This is a genomic window from Phyllobacterium sp. MT110, from assembly GCF_058792715.1.
The window spans coordinates 36,564-61,406 of sequence record NZ_JBXAFE010000002.1 but is presented as its reverse complement, the minus strand read 5'-3'; the positions used below and the strand labels follow the sequence as shown (position 1 = coordinate 61,406).

21 protein-coding genes are annotated in these 24,843 nt (G+C 60.2%); 8 read left to right on the top strand and 13 right to left on the bottom strand.

Annotated features, from left to right (window positions below; all coding sequences use genetic code 11):
* The first annotated feature begins 39 nt into the window (after positions 1 to 39).
* Together AC1Q5O_RS11815 and AC1Q5O_RS11810 are read left to right on the top strand one after the other, a co-directional pair.
* Positions 40 to 462 (top strand): Hsp20 family protein, encoded by a 423-nt coding sequence (locus tag AC1Q5O_RS11815; RefSeq protein ID WP_223614066.1) that lies wholly within the window; start codon positions 40 to 42, stop codon positions 460 to 462.
* 44 nt (positions 463 to 506) lie between these two features.
* Positions 507 to 776: a BQ00720 family protein gene (locus AC1Q5O_RS11810; RefSeq protein WP_105734008.1), complete on the top strand. Its 270-nt coding sequence runs from the start codon at positions 507 to 509 to the stop codon at positions 774 to 776.
* Between the two features lie 195 nt (positions 777 to 971).
* On the opposite strand, the gene pncB is transcribed toward AC1Q5O_RS11810, so the two are convergent.
* Entirely contained in the window at positions 972 to 2,279 is a 1,308-nt protein-coding gene (gene pncB / locus AC1Q5O_RS11805; protein ID WP_288193704.1) for a nicotinate phosphoribosyltransferase, read from the bottom strand.
* 279 nt (positions 2,280 to 2,558) lie between these two features.
* Between pncB and AC1Q5O_RS11800 the strand changes: the two genes are divergently transcribed.
* Positions 2,559 to 3,728, top strand: a complete 1,170-nt coding sequence (locus tag AC1Q5O_RS11800) for an efflux RND transporter periplasmic adaptor subunit (protein ID WP_492563228.1) — start codon at positions 2,559 to 2,561, stop codon at positions 3,726 to 3,728.
* 8 nt (positions 3,729 to 3,736) lie between these two features.
* On the top strand, positions 3,737 to 6,874 hold the full coding sequence (locus tag AC1Q5O_RS11795; RefSeq protein WP_492563227.1) for an efflux RND transporter permease subunit: 3,138 nt from the start codon (positions 3,737 to 3,739) through the stop codon (positions 6,872 to 6,874).
* Positions 6,875 to 6,940: 66 nt separating this feature from the next.
* Here AC1Q5O_RS11795 and AC1Q5O_RS11790 read toward each other — a convergent pair whose 3' ends face one another.
* The 8 genes from AC1Q5O_RS11790 to aptA form a co-directional block, all read right to left on the bottom strand.
* Positions 6,941 to 7,927 carry an ABC transporter substrate-binding protein gene (locus AC1Q5O_RS11790; RefSeq protein ID WP_223614071.1) on the bottom strand — a complete coding sequence of 329 codons (987 nt, stop codon included), beginning with the start codon at positions 7,925 to 7,927 and terminating at the stop codon, positions 6,941 to 6,943.
* A 27-nt stretch (positions 7,928 to 7,954) separates the two neighbouring features.
* Positions 7,955 to 9,064, bottom strand: coding sequence for an ABC transporter permease (locus tag AC1Q5O_RS11785; protein WP_492563224.1), 1,110 nt, complete (start codon positions 9,062 to 9,064; stop codon positions 7,955 to 7,957).
* On the bottom strand, positions 9,061 to 9,936 hold the full coding sequence (locus tag AC1Q5O_RS11780; RefSeq protein ID WP_492563222.1) for an ABC transporter permease: 876 nt from the start codon (positions 9,934 to 9,936) through the stop codon (positions 9,061 to 9,063). Before AC1Q5O_RS11780 ends, AC1Q5O_RS11785 begins: the two co-directional genes overlap by 4 nt.
* On the bottom strand, positions 9,933 to 10,394 hold the full coding sequence (locus AC1Q5O_RS11775) for a GNAT family N-acetyltransferase (protein ID WP_492563221.1): 462 nt from the start codon (positions 10,392 to 10,394) through the stop codon (positions 9,933 to 9,935). Before AC1Q5O_RS11775 ends, AC1Q5O_RS11780 begins: the two co-directional genes overlap by 4 nt.
* Before the next feature lie 9 nt (positions 10,395 to 10,403).
* A complete protein-coding gene (locus AC1Q5O_RS11770; RefSeq protein WP_492563920.1) occupies positions 10,404 to 11,198 on the bottom strand; it encodes an ABC transporter ATP-binding protein in 795 nt (264 codons plus the stop codon).
* 35 nt (positions 11,199 to 11,233) lie between these two features.
* Entirely contained in the window at positions 11,234 to 12,688 is a 1,455-nt protein-coding gene (gene hydA, locus AC1Q5O_RS11765) for a dihydropyrimidinase (RefSeq protein ID WP_492563219.1), read from the bottom strand.
* Positions 12,689 to 12,750: 62 nt separating this feature from the next.
* The gene (locus AC1Q5O_RS11760) at positions 12,751 to 13,998 is read right to left on the bottom strand and encodes a Zn-dependent hydrolase (protein ID WP_492563217.1); all 1,248 of its coding nucleotides are present in this window, start codon (positions 13,996 to 13,998) and stop codon (positions 12,751 to 12,753) included.
* 15 nt (positions 13,999 to 14,013) lie between these two features.
* Positions 14,014 to 15,345: an omega-aminotransferase AptA gene (aptA, locus tag AC1Q5O_RS11755; RefSeq protein ID WP_492563215.1), complete on the bottom strand. Its 1,332-nt coding sequence runs from the start codon at positions 15,343 to 15,345 to the stop codon at positions 14,014 to 14,016.
* 210 nt (positions 15,346 to 15,555) lie between these two features.
* Here aptA and rutR point away from each other — a divergent pair, with 210 nt between their 5' ends.
* Both rutR and AC1Q5O_RS11745 read left to right on the top strand, forming a co-directional pair.
* A complete protein-coding gene (rutR, locus tag AC1Q5O_RS11750) occupies positions 15,556 to 16,209 on the top strand; it encodes an HTH-type transcriptional regulator RutR (RefSeq protein ID WP_223614079.1) in 654 nt (217 codons plus the stop codon).
* A gap of 292 nt (positions 16,210 to 16,501) precedes the next feature.
* Positions 16,502 to 17,239 (top strand): acetoacetate decarboxylase, encoded by a 738-nt coding sequence (locus AC1Q5O_RS11745; RefSeq protein ID WP_492563212.1) that lies wholly within the window; start codon positions 16,502 to 16,504, stop codon positions 17,237 to 17,239.
* A 43-nt stretch (positions 17,240 to 17,282) separates the two neighbouring features.
* Here the strand turns inward: AC1Q5O_RS11745 and preA are convergent, their stop codons facing one another.
* The 4 genes from preA to AC1Q5O_RS11725 all read right to left on the bottom strand — a co-directional run bounded on the left by preA (position 17,283) and on the right by AC1Q5O_RS11725 (position 22,470).
* Positions 17,283 to 18,593 (bottom strand): NAD-dependent dihydropyrimidine dehydrogenase subunit PreA, encoded by a 1,311-nt coding sequence (gene preA, locus AC1Q5O_RS11740; RefSeq protein ID WP_346305259.1) that lies wholly within the window; start codon positions 18,591 to 18,593, stop codon positions 17,283 to 17,285.
* A gap of 11 nt (positions 18,594 to 18,604) precedes the next feature.
* Positions 18,605 to 20,062, bottom strand: a complete 1,458-nt coding sequence (locus AC1Q5O_RS11735; protein WP_492563209.1) for an NAD(P)-dependent oxidoreductase — start codon at positions 20,060 to 20,062, stop codon at positions 18,605 to 18,607.
* Between the two features lie 226 nt (positions 20,063 to 20,288).
* Positions 20,289 to 21,902 (bottom strand): GMC family oxidoreductase, encoded by a 1,614-nt coding sequence (locus tag AC1Q5O_RS11730; protein ID WP_492563207.1) that lies wholly within the window; start codon positions 21,900 to 21,902, stop codon positions 20,289 to 20,291.
* A 124-nt stretch (positions 21,903 to 22,026) separates the two neighbouring features.
* Positions 22,027 to 22,470 carry an SRPBCC family protein gene (locus AC1Q5O_RS11725; protein ID WP_472462050.1) on the bottom strand — a complete coding sequence of 148 codons (444 nt, stop codon included), beginning with the start codon at positions 22,468 to 22,470 and terminating at the stop codon, positions 22,027 to 22,029.
* Positions 22,471 to 22,724: 254 nt separating this feature from the next.
* On the opposite strand from AC1Q5O_RS11725, the gene AC1Q5O_RS11720 reads away from it, so the two are divergent.
* Positions 22,725 to 22,994: a hypothetical protein gene (locus AC1Q5O_RS11720; protein WP_223614085.1), complete on the top strand. Its 270-nt coding sequence runs from the start codon at positions 22,725 to 22,727 to the stop codon at positions 22,992 to 22,994.
* Between the two features lie 173 nt (positions 22,995 to 23,167).
* Positions 23,168 to 24,796 carry a glucose-6-phosphate isomerase gene (pgi, locus tag AC1Q5O_RS11715; protein WP_492563919.1) on the top strand — a complete coding sequence of 543 codons (1,629 nt, stop codon included), beginning with the start codon at positions 23,168 to 23,170 and terminating at the stop codon, positions 24,794 to 24,796.
* The last annotated feature ends 47 nt before the right edge of the window (positions 24,797 to 24,843 follow it).

The window sequence follows — 24,843 nt, the reverse complement described above, 5'->3', positions numbered from 1 at the left end:
GGGTTTCTCTTTTAGGTCGCTTTTCTGAGGACTGCACAGATGACACGAATGACACCGTTTTCAAGCCCTTTGCTGCTTGGTTTCGACACGATGGAAAAGACGCTGGAGCGTATCGCCAAATCCGGTGACGGCTACCCGCCCTACAATATCGAACGCATCCATGGCGATAACGGCCGGGAACAGCTTCGTATCACCCTCGCGGTCGCCGGCTTTTCCAATGACGATCTGGAAGTGACGACTGAAGACAATCAGTTGGTCATCCGCGGCAGGCAGGCCGATGAAAGTGAACGGGAATATCTGCATCGTGGCATTGCCGCGCGCCAGTTCCAGCGCATTTTCGTTCTTGCCGATGGAATGCGCGTGAGTGCTGCCACATTGAAGAATGGGCTTCTGTCGATCGATCTCGACCGTCCGGAACCCGAACGATTGGTCAAACGCATCAACATTGCAGTTCAGGACTGATCGTGGCTCTAACAGGACGGGGCCTTTGGAAGGACTGTCCGAATATGGAGGCTGATATGCAAAACACTGTTTCGAAGAATTTCCTGAGTGAACTGGAATTCTCGCGTCTTGGCGCCGGACAGGTCGCCTATATGCGCAAGGTGAAGACCGACGATCTCGCCACCAGTTTCCCAGCATTGCCGCCGATGACGCCGGGTGTCGAACTCTGGGCGCTCTTTGCCGCCAATGGCGATCCCATCGTGCTTTCCGATGAACGCGACAATATCCTTGTCGGCGCGCAGGAGCACGAGCTGCAGACAGTCATGCTGCAGTAACAGCCGTCCGGTCGCGTTGAATTTCCAAAACCCCACTGGCTTGCCGGCGGGGTTTTGTTCATTTCAAACAGATCGCAGCAGCAATGTGCGTGGTTCGACAAGCTCACCATGAGGGGAGTAGTCTGGCTGCAATCCTCAACTTCCCTCATGGTGAGCTTGTCGAACCACGCAGGATGGCAATGCAGCTTCTTCTGCTTAAACCTTCACGGCCTGTTCTACCCGGTCTTCCGCGCCGAACAAGTCCAGATAGCGTTTGATTTCAGCCTTGTCGCCGGTTGCCTTCTTCGGGTTGTCCGAAAGCTTGACCGCCGGGCGGCCATTGGCTTCGCTGACCTTGCAGACCAGCGAAATGGCATTGAGCTGATCGTTGAAACGCGGCGCGCAATCCTCGAAATCATTGGTCAGGTTTGTCCCCCAGCCAAAGCTCATGCGCACCTTGCCCTTGAAGTGATGATAGGCCTCTTCGATCGTCTCGACGTCAAGCCCGTCGGAGAAAACCAGGAGTTTGCCGCGCGGGTCCTTGCCCCTGGAGCGCCACCAGGACAGGATCTTTTCCCCGCCCTCGATCGGCGGTGCACTGTCCGGGCGGAAACCCGTCCAGTCGGCAACCCAGTCGGGTGCGTCGCGCAGAAAGGCGGCGGTCCCGAAAGCGTCCGGCAGCACGATGAGAAGATTGCCGCCATAGTAGCGGTTCCAGTCCTGCAGCACCTTGTAGGGTGATTTCAGCAGTTCATCGTCCGTGCGGCTGAGAGCGGCCAGAACCATCGGCAGTTCGTGTGCATTGGTGCCGAGTGCTTCCAGATCATTGTCCATGGCAAGCAGCACATTGCTCGTGCCGGTAAAGGCTTCGCCGATGCCTTCCTTCAGGGCCTCCACGCACCAGCGCTGCCACAGGAACGAATGGCGGCGGCGCGTGCCGAAATCGGAAATCCGGATATCGGGCAGGGAGCGCAGCCGCTCCACCTTCGTCCACATCTTGGCCTTGGCACGGGCATAGAGCACGTCGAGTTCGAAGCGCCCCATCTTCTTCATCGCCGCCCGCGAACGCAGTTCATTGATGATGGCGAGCGCCGGGATTTCCCACATGGTCGTGTACATCCACGGGCCATGGAAATTCAGCTCGTACTGGCCGTCGCGCTTGGTCAGCTCGTATTCCGGCAGCTGGAAATGCGTCAGCCATTCGAGGAAGTCCGGTTCGAAGATCTGCTTCTTGCCGTAGAAGGTGTTACCGCCAAGCCAGATCATTTCCTTCTTGGAAAAACGGATGGTGCGGGCATGGTCCAATTGCGCGCGCAGCTCTTCCTCGTCGATCTCGTCGCCCAGCCGCACACGCGTGGTACGGTTGATCAGCGTGAAGGTTGCGTCGACCTTGGGATAGACCCCCCAGATCATCTGCAGCATCAGCAATTTATAAAAATCCGTATCCAGCAGGCTGCGGACAATGGGGTCGAGTTTCCACGTGTGATTGAACACGCGGCGTGCAATGTCGGTCTTCGTCGCCATTGAATGCTCTCCTTCCGGAATTTCCGCCCGCCATGTTGCACGGCAGCAACCGCCCATCAAGCAGAACCGGGCATAACCGGCTAAATTCTGCAGTCAAACGGGCGCGGGCATTTGCATTAAATCTTTGTAACCTCACCGTTTTGTCATTAACGGCGACATCAAAGCGCTTTATTCTTGTCGGTAAACAACCTTTCGCGCCGGGATGCGCATTGGGATACAATCAAAAATACGGTGGTGCTGGCTCCGCGGATAGCGGAACCGGCCTTTTTGGAGTGACGTATGAAAGTCTGGAAACAACTTGTACTGGTTGTCGTTATCCTCGCCGTTGCCGGCGCGGGATGGCTGTATTTCTTTCCGGGCGCGTCCAATCTCCTGAAAAAAGCCGGTGTCGACAAGGTTCTGACCACAGCAAAGGAACCAGCGGCGCCCAACGGCCAGGGACGGAGCGGACAGGCCGTTCCGATCGTGGTTGTGCGGGCCGCCGATGCGGCCAAGATCAATGACAAGCTGTCGGCCATCGGCACTGGCAAGGCAAAGAGCTCCGTTTCCGTCACACCGTTCGCCGCTGGACGCATGACGGAAATCCTGGTCACCTCAGGCACCAGGGTTGAGGCTGGCGACGTGATTGCCCGGCTTGATTCCGAGGCGGAAAGCATCGCCGCCGACAAGGCGCGCACCATGCTGAAGGATGCCCAGACCAAGTTGAAGCGTGCGGAAAACCTCAGTGCGACCAACACCGTTTCCGCCGTGCAGGTGTCCGATGCCGGACTGGCCGTGGACAATGCCGGTCTCGATGTACGCGAAGCCGAACTCGCGCTGGACCGCCGCGCCGTCAAGGCGCCGATTGGCGGCATCGTCGGCATTCTTCCCGTGAGTGCCGGCAACTACATCACCACGACGACACAGATTGCAACGATCGCCGACCGCAGCGAGGTGCTGGTGGATTTCTGGGTGCCGGAACGCTTTGCTCCGGCCATCAAGGTTGGCGCGGCCGTCACGGCCACCTCCGTTGCCCGGCCGGGCGAGACGTTCAAGGGCGCGATCAACGCCGTCGACAATCGCATCGATCCCGATAGCCGCACCCTGCAGGTGCAGGCGAGGATCACCAATCCGAATGATGCCCTGCGCGAAGGCATGGCCTTTCAGGTGAACATGGGATTTGCCGGCGAGACCTATCCGACGGTCGATCCGCTGGCGATCCAGTGGGGCACGGACGGCGCCTATATCTGGAAGATTGCGGACAACAAGGCGCAGCGTGTGCCCGTCCGCATCATGCAGCGCAATGCCGCCCATGTTCTCGTCAATGCCGAGATCAAACCGGGTGACCTTATCGTCGCGGAAGGGGTGCAGGCCGTTCGCCAGGGCGGTGCCGTCCAGATCAAGGGCCAGCCTGCCAACCAGACGGATTCCGGCACACGACCGCTGGCTTCCGTCGGCGAAAAGGGCTGAGGTGCGGCGTGAGCAATTCACACGGACAGTCCAACTCCAATTTCACCGCTCTTTTCATCCGCCGCCCGGTGCTGGCGCTGGTGCTCAATGCCCTGATCGTCGTTGCCGGGCTTGCCGCCTTCTATGGCGTCGACGTGCGCGAACTGCCGGATGTCGACCGGCCCGTCGTGACGGTAACGACGACATTCCAGGCCGCCGCTGCCGAGACGGTTGACCGCGAGCTGACCGCTGCGATTGAAGGCGCGGTGTCTCGCGTTTCCGGGGTCAAATCCATTTCCTCCAGCTCGTCCTTCGGGACCAGCCGCGTCACCGTGGAGTTCAATGACGGTGTCGATCTGAACGTTGCCGCCGCCGATATGCGCGATGCCATCAGCCGCATCACCAACACACTGCCGGAGCAGGCCGATCCGCCGCAGATCGTCAAGGCGGATGCCAATGCCGATGCGGTGATGCGCCTTGCCGTCACCTCGACCACGATGGCCGTCGAAGACATGACCGTTCTGGTCGAAGATCAGATCAAGGACGTGCTTGCATCGGTGCCCGGTGTCGCGGATGTGCAAATCAACGGCAACCGCAGCAAGATTTTCCGTATCGATATCGATCAGGGCAAACTGGCAAGCCTCGGGTTGACGGTTGCCAATGTCCGCACGGCCCTCAACACGATGGCGTTCGATACGCCCGCCGGTCAGATCAACAGCAGCGCCCAGAGCATCGTCGTTCGCGCCACCGCGCCGGTGTCGACGCCGGAGGATTTCGAAAACATCATCATCAAGGATCGCACCAAGATCCGGGATGTCGCAACCGTCACGCTCGGTCCCGATATCGGCACATCGACGCTGCGCGCCAACGGCAAGACCGGCATTGGTCTTGGCATCATCCGCCAGGCGCAGTCCAACACGCTCGATATCTCCAAAGGCGTCCGGACGGCTATCGGTCAATTGCAAAAAACCCTGCCGGAAGGCGTCGATATCCGCGTAACCAGTGACGATGCCGATTTCATCAACGGTGCCGTGCACGAGGTTGAAATCGCGCTGGGCGCCTCCGTCTTCATCATCATCCTGATCATTTATCTCTTCCTGTGGGATCTGCGCGCGACGCTGATCCCCGCGGTGTCGATGCCGGTCGCCCTGATCGGAACCATCTCGGCGATCTATCTCGCCGGATTCTCGATCAACATCCTGACGCTGCTGGCGCTGGTGCTGGCGACGGGTCTGGTGGTGGACGATGCCATTGTCGTGCTCGAAAATATCGTCCGGCGCCGCAACCAGGGCATGGGGCCGCGCGCCGCTGCCGTGCTAGGCACGCAGGAGGTGTTTTTCGCGGTCATCGCGACGACGGTGACGCTGGCGGCAGTGTTCGTGCCGCTCTCGTTCCTGCCCGGACAGACCGGTGGTCTCTTCCGCGAGTTCGGCTTCGTGCTGGCAATCTGCGTGCTGCTCTCGGCCGTCGTCGCGCTCACGCTCTGTCCGATGCTCGCCTCGCGCCTGCTCTCGGCAAGCGAAGCCAAGCACGAGGATATCAACCATTCGCCGGGCCTTGTCCGGCGGGTGGGCGGCTGGTTCCTCGAAGCCTATCGCCGCATGCTGCACGGATGTCTGGCCGCGCCATGGCTCGTGGTCCTGGCATCGCTGCTGTTTGCCGGGGCAGCCTTTGGCGCCTTTTCGCTGCTTAAACAGGAATTGACGCCGACCGAGGACCGCGCTTCGGCCTTCCTGCGCATCACGGCGCCGCAGGGCGTCAGCCTTGAATATCTCAACGACCAGATGCGCCAGATCGAGACGCTGATCCAGCCGATGCGCGATTCCGGTGAAATCCAGAACACGTTTTCCATCGCCGGACAGAACGGCAACACCAATCGCGGTTTCATGGTGCTCAGCCTTGCCACATGGAAGGAACGTCACCGGAGCCAGCAGGAAATCCTCGCCGACGTGTCCAAGCGCGTGCGCAATATTCCCGGCATCCAGGTCTTTGCCGCCCAGCCCAATTCGCTCGGCATTCGCGGCGCGGGCAACGGCCTGCAGTTCGCCATTGTCGGGACCAATTACGCCGACCTCGGAACGGCCGCTGCCAAGATCGTGTCGGCGCTGGAAAAGGACAAACGCTTTGACCGGCCGCGCCTGACCAATGAACCGACGCAGCCGCAGCTCTCCGTGTCCATTGATCGCGAGCGTGCATCCGATCTCGGCATCGACATCACCGGCCTCGCCGAGGCGCTGCAGTCGGTGCTGGATGGCTACAAGATCGGTTCGGTCTACATCGAGGATCGCAGTTTCGATGTGAAGCTGGTCTCAACCACCAATCCGATCAATGACCCGACCGATCTCGAAAATGTCTTCATGCGCACCAGCGACGGCCGCTTCGTGCCGATGGCGACCATCGCCAAGCTGACGGAAGTGGCAGTGCCGCCGGCATTGACCCGCGAGCAGCAGATGCGGTCAGTCGCCATAACGGCCGCCCTCAGTCCTGACTTTGCCTTGGGTGATGCCTACAAGGTGGCGCAGGAGGTGGCTGCACCACTGCTTCCGCCGGGCTACCGCCTCATTCCGCTCGCCGAGGCGGCAACGCTCGGCGAGAATTCCGCCAGCATGTTCGTTACCTTCGGTTTCGCCATCCTGATCATCCTGCTCGTGCTCGCGGCACAGTTTGAAAGCTTCATCAGCGCGGTTATCGTGATGGCGACCGTCCCGCTCGGCCTGGCCTGCGCGGTCTTTGCCATGGTGCTCACCGGCACCAGCATGAATGTCTACAGCCAGATCGGGCTGGTGCTGCTTGTCGGCATCATGGCCAAGAACGGCATCCTGATTGTTGAATTCGCCAACCATTTGCGCGATCAGGGCCGGAGCGTGCGGCAGGCCATCGAGGAAGCCTCCAATATCCGCCTGCGCCCGGTGGTCATGACGATGCTCTGCGCCATTCTCGGCGGTGTTCCGCTGGTTCTGGCCAGCGGTGCCGGCGCCGAGGCCCGCATTGCCCTTGGCTGGGTCATCGTCGGCGGTCTCGGCCTTGCCACAGCCTCGACATTGTTCCTGACGCCGGTTGCCTATCTCCTGCTCGCCGGTTTCTCCAAGCCGAAAGCGGAAGAGGAAGCGCGGCTCGAGAGGGAACTTCTGGAAGTGGTATCCCAGCCGCCCTTGCCCGCTGAATAGGATTCTTATTCATGCAAACAAAAGGCGGGGATTGCTCCCCGCCTTGTTCATTCCGGCTGCGAATCGTTATTTCGCGGCGTCCGTGACCTTCGTTGTCCAAGCGCCTTCCGGCTTCTTGGTGATGACCGGATCGGAGCCGCCGCCGAGGAGTGTCTCCACGGTGCGCTCGGCCGCTGCCACATCGAGAACGCCGGTGGAGCCCTCAGTCAGCTTGTTGATCTCAGCCACCATGCGCTTCTGGTGCTTTTCGGTCTGCGCGCCGCTCGCATCGTTTTCAAGCACGATGTTGGCCGCTTCATCCGGATGCTGGCGGGCATAGTCCCAGCCCTTCATGGACGCCTTGACGAAGCGGGCAAGCTTTTCCACCATCTTCGGGTCATCGAGGCTCTTCTGCAGCACGTAAAGACCGTCTTCGAGCGTGGCGACCTTCTCGTCCTCATACTTGAACGTGACCAGCTGATCGGCCGGAATGCCGGCATCGATCACCTGCCAATATTCATTGTAGGTCATGGTCGAGATGCAGTCCGCCTGCTTCTGGATCAGCGGATCGACATTGAAGCCCTGCTTGAGGACGGTGACGCCATTCGGGCCGCCATCGGTCTTGAGGCCGAGGTGGTTCATCCACGACAGGAACGGATATTCATTGCCGCCGAACCAGACGCCGAGGGTCTTGCCCTTGAAATCCTGCGGCTTGGTGATGCCGGTCTCCTTGCGGCAGGTCAGCATCATGCCGGAGCGCTTGAACGGCTGGGCGATGTTGACGAGCGGCAGGCCCTTTTCGCGCGTGGCGAGGGCCGACGGCATCCAGTCGACGACCACATCGGCGCCGCCGCCGGCGATCACCTGCGGCGGGGCAACGTCAGGTCCGCCCGGCTTGATTTCCACGTCGAGATTGGCCTCCTTGTAGAAACCCTTGTCCTTGGCGACATAATAGCCGGCGAACTGGCCTTGCGTGACCCATTTGAGCTGCAGGGTCAGCTTGTCGGCCGCCAGCGCCGAGCCCGCCATCAGCGTCATCGCCAGACCCATCGTCAATGCTATCGTCTTCTTCATGTTTCAGTTCTCCTCTGTTCTTGTTTTTTAAGTTCTGTAGGAAGGGTGCCAGAAAGTAACCGCCCGCTCGATGAGGGTAATAAGCCCGTAAGACAGCGAGCCCGCAAGCGCCGCGACAAAAATTTCCGCCCACACCATATCGACATTCATGCGGCCGACTTCCGCCGAGATGCGGAAGCCCATGCCGACAATGGGCGAGCCGAAGAATTCGGCAACGATGGCGCCGATGAGGGCCAGCGTCGAATTGATCTTCAGTGCGTTGAAGATGAAGGGCATGGCGGCGGGCAGGCGCAGCTTCACAAGAGTCTGTCCGTAGCTGGAGCCATAGGTCTGCATGAGGTCGCGTTCCATCGCGCCGGATGCGGCAAGTCCGGCCACGGTATTCACCAGCATGGGAAAGAAGGTCATGATGACGACCACGGCGGCCTTCGATTCCCAGTAGGAACCGAACCACATGACCATGATCGGCGCGATGCCGACAACGGGAAGGGCGGCCACAAGATTGCCGATGGGCAGCAGTCCCCGGCGCAGGAAAGGCACCCGGTCGACAATGATGGCGGCGAGGAAACCCGAACCGCAACCGATGACGTAACCGGCAATGGCGGCCTTCAGATAGGTCTGCTGAAAATCCGCCCAGAGCGTCGGCACGGAACTGGAAATGCGCTCGGCGATCATGGATGGCGGCGGCAGCAGAATGCTCGGTACGCCAAAGCCGCGGACAATGATTTCCCACAGGATCAGCAGCCACGCGCCGAACAGCACCGGCAGGGCGAGATTAACCAGCCGCTGGGCCTGCGGCGAAGTGAGTTTCAGGCTGGCCAGATTCTGCACGCTGAACCACGCAAGCAGCCAGGATGAGGTCACCATGCACCAGTAGCCGATCGACGGTCCCGGCGGCTGCGGCATGGCGTGGAGCAGTCCGATGAGGCAGAAGGCGACCACATGGACAAGCGCGAGAACGACGATCAGCGATGGTATCGATACGCTCGTGAACATGGCAACGGCAGCGGCAACGAACAGGATGACCGGGGTCGAATAGCTGAGGGTGTCGAGAACGTCACCGCCGGACGATATCAGCAATCCGGGAACGGCAAGCAGGAAGGCGGCAATGGCCAGCGGGGAGCGGGACAGTCTCATGGCCGTACTCCCATGCGCCGGTTGACGAGCGTGGCCACCAGTCCGATCAGGCTGACCAGAATGGCCGCCATCAGCGCCGCCGCGATCAATGCGGCCCAGATCTGCACCGTCTGGCCGTAATAGGAACCGGCCAGCAGCCGCGCACCGATGCCCGCGACCGCACCGGTCGGCAGTTCACCGACAATGGCACCAACCAGGCTGATGGCGACGGCAATCTTCATCGAGGTGAAGAGGTAGGGCATGGACGCCGGCCAGCGCAGCTTCCAGAACACCTGCGCCTTCGAGGCGTTATAGGTGTGCATCAGGTCGAGATGCATGATCTCGGGTGAGCGCAGGCCCTTGACCATGCCGACGGCAACAGGAAAGAACGACAGATACGTGGAGATCATCGCCTTGGGCAGGAGCCCGGTGATATTGACCGCGTTGAGAACCACGATGATCATCGGCGCGATGGCAAGGATGGGCACGGTCTGCGACGTGATGATCCACGGCATCAGGCTTTTATCGAGCGTGCGCGAATGGACAATGGCAATGGCCAGCAGGATGCCGAGCAGCGTGCCAAGCCCGAAACCCAGCAAGGTCGAGGACAGGGTGACACCGCCATGATAAACAAGACTGCGTTTCGATGTCGGGCTGATATCGAACACGGTCTTGCGGATTTCCTCGGCCACCTGATGCGGCGCGGGTAGAACAGGGCGCTCCTGCGCCATCGTGTTGGCGATCAGTTGGCCAGTGGAGATCGTTGTATTGGCGCGTGCCGCCTGGTCCCGCTCGAACGGTGCATTGAGGACAATGGCGAAGGCATACCACAGCGCCAGAATGGCGAGGAGAACGGTTCCAACGGGAATAACGCTGTTGCGGATGAAGTTCATGAATGCATTCCCGCTTCAGGCTGCCAGCGATACAGAATATCCGGCAAATGTTCCTCATTGTCGCCATCGGTGCGGCGCACTTCGGTGAAGCCTTCGCGCCTGTAGAAGGACTGGGCACCGGTATTCGCCACAAAGGTCCAGAGCTCCACCGGTCCCGTGGCCTGCCGCTTGGCGTGATCCAGCAGTGCCTTGCCGATGCCCCTGCCGCGCCGGTCGGCATGCACGTAGAGTGCATTGACCATGTTGTCAGGCGCGAGCGCAACCATGCCGGCCACCGCGTCATGGTCATCGGCGACAAAGACTTCGTATCTGGAAAAGACGGTATCGCAATAATAGTCCGTGACATCGTCCGCCGAATGAATGCGCGGCATCCATTCCGTCACGTCGATCCACGCATTGACGATAGCCGCGCAGTCGCACATGTCACGCAGTTTGGCGGCGCGGATCGTGGTCATCATGCGCACCGGCTATTCATCATAGGAATGGCCATGGCGCAGGCCCTCGCGCACCCGGTGGGCAATCTCGAGAAATTCCGGTGTTTCGCGGATATCGAGCGTGCGTTCCGTGCCGAGATTGCAGTCGATGATCTCATGGATGCGGCCGGGACGCGGGCTCATCACCACGATCTTTGTCGACAGGAACACCGCTTCCGGAATGGAGTGCGTGACGAAGATCACTGTTTTCTGTGTCTTCGCCCACAGCTTCAGCAGCTCTTCGTTGAGGTGGTCGCGGACGATCTCGTCCAGCGCACCGAACGGTTCGTCCATCAGCAGCATGTCGGGATCGAAGGACAGCGCCCGCGCTATGGAGGCGCGCTGCTGCATGCCGCCCGACAGCTGCCACGGAAATTTTTTCTCGAAACCGGAAAGGTTGACCAGCTCAAGGTTTTTGGCGATGCGGCTCGCCCGTTCGGCTTTTGGCACGCCCATCACTTCCAGCGGCAGGGAAATATTGCCGCCGATGGTGCGCCATGGATAAAGCGCCGCCGCCTGGAACACATAGCCATAGGCGCGATTCTGCCGCGCTTCGGATGGCGTCATGCCATTGACGGAAATGGTTCCTGACGTCGGCTGCTCCAGATCGGCGATCACCCGCAGGAGGGTGGTCTTGCCGCAGCCTGAAGGCCCGATGAAGGAAACGAACTCGCCGCCATTGACCGCAAGGTTGATGTTCGACAGGGCATTGACCGGCCCGTCATTGGTCTGAAAGACCAGGGACAGGTCCTTGACGTCGATCACATTCTTTGGCGTCGCGTTTGGCATTGACTGGGCCTTGGGTCGGAGCGCGACGACTGTCATCAGACACCCGCCGGTATGTTTTTCGGATCGCGCTCCACCTTACGCGGTGCCGTGAGTTCCTTCCACGTGGAAAGTGCACGATTGGCCGGCGCATTGGCCTCGCGTTCGACAAAGCGGCCGCTGCCGGTCGGCGCCAGCACTTCGCCGTCCTTGTAGGCGATCTGTCCGCGTGACAGGGTGATGCGCGGCAGGCCGGTGACCTCGATCCCTTCGAACACGTTGTAGTCGATGGCGGATTTCTGTGTCTTGGTGGAAATCACCTTCGATGCCTCGGGGTCCCAGATGACGATATCCGCATCGGAGCCCGGCAGGATGGCGCCCTTGCGCGGATAGATGTTGAGGATCCGGGCAATGTTGGTGGAGGTCACGGCCACGAATTCGTTCGGCGTCAGGCGGCCGGTGCGAACGCCTCTGGTCCACAGCACGGGCATGCGGTCCTCGAGGCCGCCGGTGCCGTTGGGAATCTTGGTGAAATCGCCGACGCCAAAACGCTTCTGCTCCGTGGTGAAGGCGCAGTGATCGGTCGCCACCACTTGCAGGCTGCCGGAGGCGAGACCGGCCCACAGGCCGTCCTGATGGCTCTTGTCGCGGAAGGGCGGCGACATCACCCGGCGCGCCGCATAGTCCCAATCCTTGTTCTTGTACTCGCTCTCGTCGAGCGTCAGATGCTGCACCAGCGGCTCGCCATAGACGCGCATGCCCTTCTGGCGGGCCCGGCGGATGGCTTCATGCGCCTGCTCGCAGGACACGTGCACGATGTAGAGCGGCACGCCGGCCTGGTCGGCGATCATGATGGCGCGGTTGGCCGCTTCCCCCTCGACCTCCGGCGGCCGGGAATAGCCATGGGCTTCCGGCCCATTGTTGCCTTCTGCCAGGAGCTTCTGCTGGAGATGGGCAACCACGTCGCCATTCTCGGCGTGGACCAGCGGCATGGCGCCGATCTCGGCACAGCGCGTGAACGAGGCGAACATCTCGTCATCGTCCACCATCAGCGCGCCTTTATAAGCCATGAAGTGCTTGAACGTGTTGATGCCGCGTTCCACCACCTTCGGCATCTCGTCAAAGATCTGCTTGTTCCAGCCGGTGATGGCCATGTGGAAGGAATAGTCGGTACGTGCCTTGCCTGCTTTCTGGAACCAGTCCTGCAAGGCTGCCAGCAGGCCATCGGCGCCGGGCAGGACGAAATCGACCACCATGGTGGTGCCGCCCGCCAGCGCCGCGGCGGTGCCTGTGTCGAAATCATCGGAAGAGTGGGTGCCCATGAAGGGCATTTCGAGATGGGTATGCGGATCGATGCCGCCCGGCATCAGATAGCAGCCCGTCGCATCGATAATCTCATCGCCGGAAAGATCCGTACCGATCTGGGCAATGATGTCGCCCTCGATCAGCACATCCGCCTTGTAGGTGCGGTCGGCGGCAATGATGGTCCCGCCTTTGATCACTTTCGTAGCCATGTGTCCGTTCCCCTTATTGGTCTTTTGTCGAACATGTTGCTCTGTATGGAAATGGTATCCGGTCAGGTCTGGATCACGGCCGTTTCCAGAACAGCATGCAGGAGGACGTCCGCGCCGGCGGCCGCCCATTCCTTGGAAATCTCTTCATCTTCATTGTGGCTGAGCCCGTCGACGCAGGGACACATGACCATGGCCGTTGGCGCAACCCGGTTGACCCAGCAGGCATCGTGCCCCGCGCCGGAAATGATGTTGCGGTGGCTGTAACCCAGCCGCTCGGCCGCATTGCGCACGGCGGTCACGCAGCCTTCGTCGAAAGTGACGGGATCGAAATGTCCGGCTTCCTCGATCTTGATTTCCAGCCCGAGCTCTTTGGCAATCTTCGGCGCCTTCTCCTCGAGCTCCGCCTTCATCGCATTGAGTGTAGCAAGGTCGGGCGAGCGGAAATCGACGGTGAAGACCACCTTGCCGGGAATGACATTGCGGGAGTTCGGATAGACATCGCAATGGCCGATAGCGCCGACCGCGCTGGGCTGGTGCGCCATGGCGATGGTGTGGACGAGTTCGGTGATGCGGGCCATGCCCAGCCCGGCATTCCGGCGCATCGGCATCGGTGTTGAGCCTGTATGGCTGTCCTTGCCGGTCAGTGTGATCTGCAGCCACCACAGGCCCTGGCCATGGGTGACGACGCCGATATCCTTGCCTTCGATTTCGAGGACCGGGCCCTGCTCGATATGCAGTTCGAACAGCGCGTGCATCTTGCGCGCGCCCACCTCCTCGTCACCCTTCCAGCCGATGCGCTCCAACTCGTCGCCGAACGTCTTGCCCTTGGCGTCTTCGCGCGCGTAGGCCCAGTCTTGCGTGTGGATACCGGCAAAGACGCCCGATGCCAGCATGGCGGGGGCAAAGCGCGTGCCTTCCTCATTGGTCCAGTTGACCACGACAATCGGGTGCTTGGTCTTGATATTGAGGTCGTTGAGGGTGCGGACAAGTTCGAGCCCGCCGAGGACACCGAGCACGCCGTCATATTTGCCGCCGGTCGGCTGGGTGTCGAGATGGCTCCCGACATAGACGGGCAGCGCATCCGGGTCGGTGCCTTCGCGGCGGAAGAACATGTTGCCCATGGTATCGACACCCATGGTCAGCCCAGCCTTTTCGCACCAGCTCTGGAACAGGCGCCTGCCTTCGGCGTCCTCGTCGGTCAGGGTCTGGCGGTTGTTGCCGCCGCGCAGTCCCGGTCCGATCTTTGCCATGTCCATCAGGCTGTCCCAGAGACGGTCGCCGTTGATCCTGAGATTTCCAGTGAGCGCCATGTGAGAGCCTTTCAACTATGCCAGGTTTTTCAGGACGTCGGCCAGCGTATCGAAGAGATGCTCGATCTGGCCTTTGGTGATGATCAGGGGTGGCGACAGCGCAATGATATCGCCCGTGGTGCGGATAAGGACACCCTTTTCATAGGCATCGAGGAATGCCTGGAAGGCGCGCTTGGTCGGTGCGCCTGGTATGGGTTCCAGCTCGATGGCGCCGATCAGGCCGAGGTTGCGGATGTCGATGACATGCGGCAGGCCCTTCAGGGCATGCAACGCATCGGCCCAGTAATCGGAAAGCTCCGCCGCCCGGGTAAGCAGGCCTTCTTCCTCATAGGTATCCAGCGTTGCAAGCGCTGCCGCGCAGGCAATGGGGTGGCCGGAATAGGTGTAGCCATGGAAGAGTTCGATCATGTTTTCCGGGCCGGTCATGAACGCATCGTAGATCTGCTTGGATGCAAACACCGCGCCCATCGGGATCACGCCGCTGGTGATGCCCTTGGCGGTGGTGATGAGATCGGGAACCACGCCGAAATAATCCACGGCGAAGGGGGTGCCGAGACGGCCGAAGCCGGTGATGACTTCGTCGAAGATCAGCAGGATATCGTTCTTCGTGCAAATCTCGCGCAGGCGCTGCAGGTATCCCTTCGGCGGGATGAGCACACCGGTCGATCCGGCCACCGGTTCGACGATCACGGCGGCGATGTTGGAAGCATCGTGCAGGGCGATCACCTTTTCCAGGTCATCGGCAAATTCGACGCCATATTCGGGCTCGCCGCGCGTGAAGGCATTGCGTGCGAGATCGTGGGTATGGCGGATGTGGTCGACGCCGCCGAGCGCGTTGCCGAATGTCTTGCGGTTGCCGGAAATGCCGCCGACTGAAATGCCGCCGAAACCGACGCCGTGGTAGCCGCGCTCCCGGCCGATCAGCTTGGTCTTGGTGCCGTTGCCCTTGGCGCGGTGATAGGCGAGGGCGATCTTGAGCGCCGTGTCGACCGATTCCGAACCGGAATTGGTGAAAAAAACATGATCGATGGGGGACGGCAGCATGGCCGCAAGCCGCGCCGCCAGCTCGAAGACCTTGGGATGGCCCATCTGGAAGGCGGGCGCGTAGTCGAGTTCGGCAACCTGCTTCTGTACCGCCTCGACGATTTTCGGGCGGGAATGACCGGCGTTGCAGCACCACAGACCGGCGGTTCCGTCGAGAATTTCGCGGCCGTCGGCGGACTTGAAATGCATGTCCTTGGCGCTGACCAGAAGACGGGGATTTTGCTTGAACTGCCTGTTTGCCGAAAACGGCATCCAGAACGCGTCGAGATTATTGGTGCCCAATCCCAATGCCGATTTCGACATGTGACGTACGCCTCCTGTTTGCGGACATTGCCGCTTGTTTTGTGTTCCCGAATGATTGAACCTGTGGTGCAATCAAAAACTTGACTAGTTGGTCAAAATGCAGGCTAGAAGAGCATAGGAAGCCGGTCAAGCGCTTTATGGGGAATAAAAGCGGTTCCGGGATGCGACGAAACGGCCCGTCGCGCCGGATAACAAAAAGGGATGAGTGGCATGGCGAGGGCAGCGAAGAAAAAGACGAGCGATGTGCCGGAAAAGACGACGCGCATCCAGGAAATCAATCGCCGTCTCATTCTCGATGCCGCTCTCGATGTTTTCTCCGCCTATGGCTTTCGCGGCACCACCATCGACCAGATTGCCGACAAGGCGGGGATGTCGAAGCCGAACCTGCTCTACTATTTTCCGCGCAAGCAGAACATCTATGTGACGCTGCTCGAAGAGACGCTGGCGGAATGGCTGGCGCCATTGGCGGAAATCGATCCCGAGGGTGACCCGATCGAGCAGTTGCGCAAATACATAACCCTGAAAATCCGCATGTCGGAGAGCCACCCGGAGGCATCGCGGCTGTTTGCCAACGAAGTATTGCACGGCGCACCGGCGATCAGCGAATTCCTGAGCAAGCACCTGAAGCCGCTGGTCGACGACAAGGCGGCGGTGATCCGCCGCTGGGTCGGCGAGGGCAAGCTCGCGCCGGTCGATCCCTATCACCTGATTTTCATGATCTGGGCGACCACGCAGCACTATGCGGATTTCGATGTGCAGGTCCGTGCCATCATGGGCAATCAGGTTGGCCGCCCCGGTTTCCGCGAGCAGACGGCGCAGGCGGTGTTGAGTATCATTCTCAATGGCATCCGCCCGCGCGGGTGAGGGGATTGGTCCATTGCAGGTAGATTGTGCCTGGTTCGACAAGCTCACCATGAGGGAAGTTGTCGACTGCAGGGCCAATCGGAAATGCAGTGGATATAGCTCCCTGCCATCCGCTTCCATCCCTCATGGTGAGCTTGTCGAACCACGCACGATGTTGATGCAAAACGCCTGCCTCACACGAAATTGACAGACGCGGATTGTGCATTGCACTATTGTTCCGCTGCGTCGCAATATCCGTTGCCGCGCCTGACTTGCATCAAAGCCAGTTTCCCTGACATCCGGAGATGCCCCCGTGAAAATATCCGATGTTCGTTCCGCCTACGCCATGCCGCTCACCAACCCGTCCTATCCGCCGGGTCCATACCGTTTCATCAACCGCGAATTTGTGGTCATCACCTATCGCACCGATCCGGAAGCACTGCGCGCGGTGGTACCGGAACCGCTTGAGATCGCCGAACCCATTGTCAAATTCGAGTTCATCCGCATGCCGGATTCGACCGGCTTTGGCGATTACACAGAATCCGGTCAGGTCATCCCGGTGCGGTTCAACGGCAAGGAGGGCGTCTACGTCCATTCCATGTATCTCGATGATGATGCGCCGATTGCCGGCGGGCGTGAGATCTGGGGCTTTCCCAAGAAACTCGCCAAGCCGAAAATCTCCCATGAGGGAGAAACCATCCTCGGCACGCTGCATTACGGCAGTGTGCTTTGTGCGACGGGCACCATGGGCTACAAGCACAAGCCAGCCGATCATGCGGCCGTATTGAAATCAATGCTGCTGCCGAATTACCTCATCAAGATCATTCCGCATGTGGACGGTACCCCGCGCATCTGCGAACTGGTCGAGTATCACCTGCAGGATATCGATCTGAAGGGTGCCTGGACGGCACCGGCAGCGCTCGAACTTCATGCGCACGTCATGGCCAATGTTGCGGGCCTGCCCGTGCTGGAGGTCTTGTCGGGAACGCATTTCATTGCCGATCTGACCCTCGGGCTCGGGGAAGTCGTGTACGATTATATGAAAGGATAATGGTCTGACAAAAAAACCCGCCTTAACGGCGGGTTTTTGAATGTTATTCGGCAGCGGCCTTGGCCATCGGATTGTTGGGATGGGTGGTCCAGTTGGCGTAGTCCGGCTGGATCGGCAGCTTGGTGCGCGGGTCGACCCCCGAGGTCATCGGCACCATGGTGATGCAGTTGTCGACAGGGCAGACATTGACGCAGAGGTTGCAGCCGACGCATTCCTCGTCGATCACCTCGAAATGCCGGGCGCCGTCCACCATCGCCGTGATGGCCTGGTGCGACGTGTCCTCGCAGGCAATGTGGCAGCGGCCGCATTTGATGCACAGGTCCTGGTCGATCTGCGCCTTGGTGATGTAGTTGAGATTGAGGTACTGCCAGTCGGAGACGTTCGGCACGGCCATGCCGCGGAAGTCCTCGATGGAAGCGAAGCCGCGGGAGTCCATCCAGTCGGAGAGCCCGTCGATCATTTCCTGCACGACCTTGAAGCCATAGGTCATGGCCGCCGTGCACACCTGCACATTGCCGCAACCGAGCGCGATGAATTCCGCCGCATCGCGCCATGTCGTGATGCCGCCGATGCCGGAGATCGGCAGGCCACGCGTCTCCGCATCGCGGGCAATTTCCGCAACCATGTTGAGCGCAATGGGCTTGACGGCTGGGCCGCAATAACCGCCGTGCGATCCGCGCCCGTCAATCGAGGGATTGGGCGCAAAGGTATCGAGATCGACCGAGACGATGGAGTTGATCGTGTTGATCAGCGACACGGCATCGGTACCGCCGGATTTTGCCGCCCGTGCCGGTTTGCGGATATCGGTGATATTCGGCGTCAGCTTGGTGATGACGGGCATGCGCGTATATTGCTTGCACCAGCGCACCACCATCTCGATATATTCCGGCACCTGGCCGACCGCCGCGCCCATGCCGCGTTCCGACATGCCGTGCGGGCAGCCGAAGTTGAGCTCGATGCCATCCGCACCGGTAGCCTCGACCAGCGGCAGGATGGCTTTCCAGGCGTTCTCCTCGCAGGGCACCATGATGGAGGCGATCAGCGCCCGGTCCGGCCACTTCTTCTTCACCTCGGTCATTTCACGCAGGTTCACTTCCAGCGGACGGTCGGTGATGAGCTCGATATTGTTCAGGCCGAGCAAGCGCCGGTCCGGGCCGTGGATCGCGCCGTAGCGCGGACCGTTGACGTTGACGACGGGCGGGCCCTCTTCGCCCAGTGTCTTCCACACAACGCCGCCCCAGCCCGCCTTGAAGGCGCGCTCGACATTGTAGGCCTTGTCTGTCGGCGGCGCGGAGGCCAGCCAGAAGGGGTTGGGGGATTTGATGCCGAGGAAATTCGATGAAAGATCAGCCATGTCGATCTCCTTCAGCCAGCGATGTGGCTTGGATGGGTGGGGTGCTGCGCCGGTGCCGATGCGCCGTCCGGATTTTCCGCCATGACGGCTTCGACAAAGCCGCTGACTTTCTCCGGCTGCTGCGTCAGCGCCCGGTGGATGGATTCAGCGGCAAGCTTGCCGTCCTGCACCGCGGCCACGGTCAGGTCCTGACCACCAGCAATGCAATCGCCGCCAGCCCATATGCCGGGGATCGAGGTGCGGCGGTCGTCGTCGACGCTGATACGTCCCTTCGATAGGGCAAGCCCGGCTTCGGTGAAGATGCTCTCCGCCGGCGTCTGGCCGATGGCCTTGAAAATCTGGTCGCTGGCAAGGGTGATGCTTTCGCCGGTGACGGCAAGCCTGCCGTCGGCCATGGCGGTATAGTCCAGTGTGATGCCGCAGACTTCACCGGATGCGTTGCGGGTAAGCGCCCGCGGCTGCAACCAATGGCGGATGATCACCCCGGTTTTCAGCGCCAGTTCCTGCTCATAGGGGCTGGCGTTCATGCTTTCCGGCCCGCGCCGATAGGCGATGATGACGTTCTCGGCGCCCAGCAGCTTGGTCTGCACGGCCACGTCGATGGCTGTCATGCCGCCGCCGATGACGACGACGTCGCGCCCGACGGCGATCTGCGACAGGTCTTCGCTCTGGCGCAATACGGAGATGTAGTCGACGGCATCGATGCAGCCGGCGGCATCCTCGCCTTCGAGGCCAAGCTCGTTCACACCCGGCAATCCCATGCCGAGGAAAACCGCATCAAAACCGGCTTTCAGCGCATCGATGCTGATGTCCCGGCCAAGCGCCTTGTCGTTCTCGATGGTGATCCCGCCGATTTCCAGAATGAAATCGAGTTCCTTCTGGGCAAAATTGTCGACGCTCTTATAGGCGGCAATGCCATATTCATTGAGGCCGCCGGCTTTCGGCCTGGCTTCGAAAATCGTCACGTTGTGGCCGTGCTTGGCCAGACGGTGCGCGGCGGACAAGCCGGCCGGACCCGCGCCGACCACGGCAACGCTCTTGCCTGTCGGCTCGGCGCGCTTGAAGGGGTGCTGGCCCTTTTCCATCAGATGGTCAGTGGCGTAGCGCTGCAGAAGGCCGATTTTCACCGGCTTGCCCTCGGCGGTCTCACGCACGCAGGCCTGTTCGCACAGGGTTTCGGTCGGGCAGACGCGGGCACACATGCCGCCGAGAATGTTTTCCGCCAGAATCGTCTTGGCAGAACCGGTGGGATTGTCGGCGGCGATCTGGCGGATGAACAGCGGAATATCGATGCCCGTCGGGCAGGCATTCATGCAGGGCGCATCGTAGCAGAAGTAGCAGCGGTCGGATTCGACGAAGGCTTCATGCCGCGTCAATGCCGGGTGCAGATCGGAAAAAACATCGGTGTAGGCATCGGACTCAAGCCGCCCGGCCCTCACATCACGGATTCCAGAATCGATCGATCCCATGAAATCGCCTCTCCATTTCTGAAACTGCAGCATCCCGTTCCCTTTGGGCGTGCCGCAATTTGGTGATGGGCCGGTTTGTCCGGCACCTGTTGATGGAAAGAATGCCAGATTTTCACAAAAGGTCAAATTTTTTATCAAACGGTCAAGAAATATGAAACTGAATCATATTCGTTTCGTTTGCACGGCTGGATATCCACGCAAATCTGGCAAGCGCCGCGGGGAAAAACTAGATCAGATCATTGAGAACAAGGCTTGCGCCTTTTGCCCCGACCATCATGGCGGCGGCATTGGTATTGCCGGAAATGATATTGGGAAAGATCGAGCAGTCGATCACACGCAGCCCTTCGACGCCGTGCACCCGCAAACGCGCGTCGACCACCGATACCGCCGGGTCCGGGCCCATGCGGCAGGTCGAAACCGGGTGATAGACCGTGCCGCTGCGCCGGCGGAAATCGGCAATGAGATTCTCGTCGCTCCGGCACTGCGGACCGGGCAGCAATTCCTCGACGATCAGCTTCGACAGGGTTGGCGTCGCTGCGATTTTCCGCAGGAATTTCACCGCATCCAGCATCTCGGCAACATCATGCCCGGTGGAGAAAGCGTTCGGCGCGATGGTCGGTGCGTCGAGCGGATTGCCGGAGCGGATATGGATGGACCCGACGCTGGTCGGACGGCAATTGGACAGGCCGATGGAAAAGCCCGGCCACGGATCGGGGGTCAGGATCGGGCGCTCGCCTTCCCTCGGCCGCACGGTCGAAAAGGCCTGAAAATACAGCTGCATGTTCGGGCGCTGCCGCGACGGATCGGTACGAAAGAAGCCTCCGCCCTGATTCATGCTGATCGACAGGGGCCCCGTCCGCAGCAGCAGATATTCGATGCCGACGCGCAGTTTTCCCCACCACGGACGCAGCACCTGGTTGAGCGAGGCCACGTTGGCCCGGTAGGTATAATTGATGCCGAGATGGTCCTGCAGGTTTTCCCCAACCTGGCTGTTGGCGTGCACAAGCGGAATGCCGAATTGCGCCAGGCGCGCCGCGTCACCAATGCCCGAAAGTTCGAGCAGTTGCGGTGTATTGACGGAGCCGCCGCACAGGATCACTTCGCGCCCGGCCCTGACCGTCTCGGTCCGGCCGTTGCGGGTGAACGCAACACCGGTAGCCCGTTTGCCCTCAAAAACAATCCGCTGCACCATCGCGCCGGTCAGAACCGTGACATTGGGGCGTTTCATCGCCGGGCGCAGAAAAGCCCTGGCGGCGGACATGCGCCGCCCGCCTTTCGTGGTCAGCTGAAATGGCCCCGTGCCTTCCTGCGTGGCGCCATTGAAATCGGGATTGTAGTGCAGGCCGGCCTCCTGCGCGCCCTTCAGAATCTGATTGGCCAGCGGATGAAACAGGTGCGAGCAATCGGTGACATGCAGTGGTCCGCCGCGGCCAAGGCTTTTCGCGGGGCCGTCATGGTCTTCCAATGCCTGAAACACCGGCAGTACATCGTCATAGCCCCAGCCGGGATTGCCGCGTGCGCGCCATTCGTCGAAATCCTCCCTCGCGCCGCGGATATAGACCATGGCATTGATCGAACTCGACCCGCCCAGCACCTTGCCGCGCGGCCAGTAGTCCGCATTGCCGCCAAGCCCCGGATCGGCTTCGGCCTTGTACATCCAGTTGACGGATTTGTCGTAGAAGGTCTTGCCGTAACCGAGCGGCATCTGCACGAAGAACCGCCGGTCCGTCCCGCCCGCTTCCAGGACTAGAACCGTATGGCGTCCGCTGGCGGACAAGCGCTCGGCGACAACCGATCCGGCAGAGCCTGATCCGACAATGATGAAATCAAACGCGCGCATGAATTCCAGCCTGAACACAATCTATTTATCCAGGCAGGATATCCGGCTTCATCGTAGCAAACCCAAACGTCATTCCGCCATGGCTTATGGAAAATGCGACAGGCCTGTCGAATTGTCCGGCGTGTCAGGTGCCGGCAGCGGCCTGATTGAGATTCTCGAAAAACTGGGTGGCGAGTTTCTTGGCAGAGGACGATATAAGGCGGCTGCCGAGTTGGGCGATCTTGCCGCCGACATCGGCATTGACCGTATAGGTGAGCACGGTCTCGCCGCCTTCCTCGATCAGGGTGACATCGGCGCCACCCCTAGCAAAACCGGCAATACCACCCTTGCCCTCGCCCGTGATCGTGTAGGACAGCGGAGGATTGAGATTGCTCAATTCGACCTTGCCGTTGAAGCGCGCCTTGACGGGGCCGAGTTTGACACCGACCGTGGCTTCCAGTTCCGTATCGGAAATCCGCTCAAGGCTTTCGCAGCCGGGGATGCAGGCTTTCAACACCTCCGTGTCGTTCAATGCCTTCCAGACTGCTTCGCGGGGCGCTGCAATGCGTTCTTCGCCGGTCATATCCATGTTTCAATGCCTCCCTGGAAGAAGAAAGCTAAGATAGACGACTTCATCTGTCCATGATTTATAAAACTTCGTTCTTCCTGCCACTGTATTAAATCCTGTCACAAAACATCATGATACTGGCGATGAAGATGCTGGACCGGACAGGAGCGGTGTAATAACAGGATTAAGACTTTGTGATTCCGCAGGGATGACGGCCACAAAGTACTGACCCAACTATTCTTCTACTTCATTCATCTCATCAAGGGAGACTGCACATGAAATTGAAAATGGTCGCCGGCATTTCGCTGCTGGCTGTCGCTCTCGTCGGCTGTTCCAAAGCCCCCACCTGCACCCAGGAAGAGCTGACCAAAAAGGCCGGTGAAATCACCGCTGCCGTTCAGCAGGTCATTACCAAGGACCCGTCCAAGGCTCAGGGAATCGTTGCCAAGATGCAGGAACTGGCCACCAAATATCAGGGCCAGACCGATCTGAAAGACGCCTGCAAGGCGTATGACGACGTTCTGACAGCCATCAAGGGCTCGTAAACTTTCGCGCCGCAGTTCCGCCCGGATTTGCGGCGCAGATTACCTGATGTTAAATCGGAAGAGATTCTGCTTTAAATCGATTGAAACAAAATGATTCCGGTGGCAGGTTCCACTCTGTCAGGATCAAGGCGTGACTTCAGGAGAGAGAAATGGCGACAGTGAAAGCGAACGACCTGCGTGGCTCCGTTCAGGCATTGAAAGCACACTTCAAAAGCGGCGCGCCGAAAAACATGCGCTCGACCTTCACGGAAGATCCCAAGCGCTTCTCCCGCTATTCCCTCAGTCTCGATGATCTTCTCCTCGACTGGTCGAAGTGCCTGGTCAATGACGAGACGCTTTCCCTCCTTGCTGATCTGGCAAAAGTAGCCCATGTCGAAGCCCGGCGCGATGCGATGTTTGCCGGCGAACCAATCAACAATACTGAAGGCCGCGCCGTGCTCCACGTGGCGCTGCGCAATCGTTCCAACAAGCCGATCAAGGTTGACGGCGTGGATGTCATGCCCGGCGTCAACGATGTGCTGAAGCGCATGGGCGCCTATGCGGATGGCCTGCGCTCCGGCGCGATCAAGGGGTCGAAGAACAAGCCGATCACCGATGTGGTCAATATCGGCATTGGCGGCTCCGATCTCGGGCCGGCCATGGCAACGCTCGCCCTGTCACCCTATCATGACGGGCCGAAGACCCATTTCGTCTCCAATGTCGATGGGGCACACATCGCCGATACCTTGAAAGACCTCGATCCGGCGACGACGCTGATCATCATCGCGTCGAAAACCTTCACCACCATCGAGACCATGACCAATGCCCGCGCCGCGCGCAAATGGATCGCCGATGCGCTGGGTGAAAAGGCTGTCGGCAAGCACTTTGCCGCCGTTTCCACGGCGCTCGACAAGGTCGACGCCTTCGGCATTCCGGAAGATCGTATCTTCGGCTTCTGGGACTGGGTAGGCGGCCGCTATTCCATCTGGTCGGCCATCGGTCTGCCATTGATGATTGCGATCGGACCCGAGAACTTCGGCCGGTTTCTCGATGGCGCCCATGCGATGGACGAACATTTCCGCAAGGCGGCGCTTTCCAAGAACCTGCCGATGATGCTGGGTCTGGTCGGCTACTGGCATCGCGCCATCTCCGGTTACACCAGCCGCGCCGTGATTCCATATGATCAACGGCTGGCCCGCCTGCCGGCCTACCTGCAGCAGCTCGACATGGAATCGAACGGCAAGGGCGTCACCATCGACGGCAAGCCGGTTTCCGGTCCGACCGGCCCGGTGGTCTGGGGTGAACCCGGTACCAACGGTCAGCATGCCTTCTTCCAGCTCCTGCATCAGGGAACCGATACGATCCCGCTTGAATTCATCGTCGCGGCGAAGGGCCACGAGCCACATCTCGACAACCAGCATGAGATGCTGCTGGCCAATTGTCTGGCCCAGTCGGAAGCCCTGATGAAGGGCCGCACGCTGGAAGAAGCCAAGACGCAGCTCGCGGCAAAGAAGCTGGCGAAATCCGAGGTGAACCGCATTGCGCCGCACCGCGTCTTCAAAGGCAACCGGCCATCGATCACCATCGTCTATGACAAACTCGATCCCTTCTCCCTGGGCCGCCTGATCGCGCTCTACGAGCATCGCGTTTTCGTCGAGGCCCAGCTTTTCGGCATCAATGCCTTCGATCAATGGGGTGTCGAGCTCGGCAAGGAACTGGCGACCGAGCTTCTGCCGATCGTCTCCGGAGAGGCAAAACCAACGGACAAGGACGCATCCACGCAAGGTCTTGTCGCGCACTTGAGGAAGCGTCGCGGCAAATAGGCTATAGTGGCCCGATAACGAACAGAATGGGTATCCGGCCTCTGCTC

What these genes read in the sequence shown, in the direction of transcription:
- AC1Q5O_RS11815 (WP_223614066.1), top strand. Translation starts at nt 40, where the DNA reads ATGACACGAATGACACCGTTTTCAAGCCCTTTGCTGCTTGGTTTCGAC.
- AC1Q5O_RS11810 (WP_105734008.1), top strand. Translation starts at nt 507, where the DNA reads ATGGAGGCTGATATGCAAAACACTGTTTCGAAGAATTTCCTGAGTGAA.
- pncB (WP_288193704.1), bottom strand. Translation starts at nt 2,279, where the DNA reads ATGGCGACGAAGACCGACATTGCACGCCGCGTGTTCAATCACACGTGG.
- AC1Q5O_RS11800 (WP_492563228.1), top strand. Translation starts at nt 2,559, where the DNA reads ATGAAAGTCTGGAAACAACTTGTACTGGTTGTCGTTATCCTCGCCGTT.
- AC1Q5O_RS11790 (WP_223614071.1), bottom strand. Translation starts at nt 7,927, where the DNA reads ATGAAGAAGACGATAGCATTGACGATGGGTCTGGCGATGACGCTGATG.
- AC1Q5O_RS11785 (WP_492563224.1), bottom strand. Translation starts at nt 9,064, where the DNA reads ATGAGACTGTCCCGCTCCCCGCTGGCCATTGCCGCCTTCCTGCTTGCC.
- AC1Q5O_RS11780 (WP_492563222.1), bottom strand. Translation starts at nt 9,936, where the DNA reads ATGAACTTCATCCGCAACAGCGTTATTCCCGTTGGAACCGTTCTCCTC.
- AC1Q5O_RS11775 (WP_492563221.1), bottom strand. Translation starts at nt 10,394, where the DNA reads ATGATGACCACGATCCGCGCCGCCAAACTGCGTGACATGTGCGACTGC.
- AC1Q5O_RS11770 (WP_492563920.1), bottom strand. Translation starts at nt 11,198, where the DNA reads ATGCCAAACGCGACGCCAAAGAATGTGATCGACGTCAAGGACCTGTCC.
- hydA (WP_492563219.1), bottom strand. Translation starts at nt 12,688, where the DNA reads ATGGCTACGAAAGTGATCAAAGGCGGGACCATCATTGCCGCCGACCGC.
- AC1Q5O_RS11760 (WP_492563217.1), bottom strand. Translation starts at nt 13,998, where the DNA reads ATGGCGCTCACTGGAAATCTCAGGATCAACGGCGACCGTCTCTGGGAC.
- aptA (WP_492563215.1), bottom strand. Translation starts at nt 15,345, where the DNA reads ATGTCGAAATCGGCATTGGGATTGGGCACCAATAATCTCGACGCGTTC.
- rutR (WP_223614079.1), top strand. Translation starts at nt 15,556, where the DNA reads ATGGCGAGGGCAGCGAAGAAAAAGACGAGCGATGTGCCGGAAAAGACG.
- preA (WP_346305259.1), bottom strand. Translation starts at nt 18,593, where the DNA reads ATGGCTGATCTTTCATCGAATTTCCTCGGCATCAAATCCCCCAACCCC.
- AC1Q5O_RS11735 (WP_492563209.1), bottom strand. Translation starts at nt 20,062, where the DNA reads ATGGGATCGATCGATTCTGGAATCCGTGATGTGAGGGCCGGGCGGCTT.
- AC1Q5O_RS11730 (WP_492563207.1), bottom strand. Translation starts at nt 21,902, where the DNA reads ATGCGCGCGTTTGATTTCATCATTGTCGGATCAGGCTCTGCCGGATCG.
- AC1Q5O_RS11725 (WP_472462050.1), bottom strand. Translation starts at nt 22,470, where the DNA reads ATGGATATGACCGGCGAAGAACGCATTGCAGCGCCCCGCGAAGCAGTC.
- AC1Q5O_RS11720 (WP_223614085.1), top strand. Translation starts at nt 22,725, where the DNA reads ATGAAATTGAAAATGGTCGCCGGCATTTCGCTGCTGGCTGTCGCTCTC.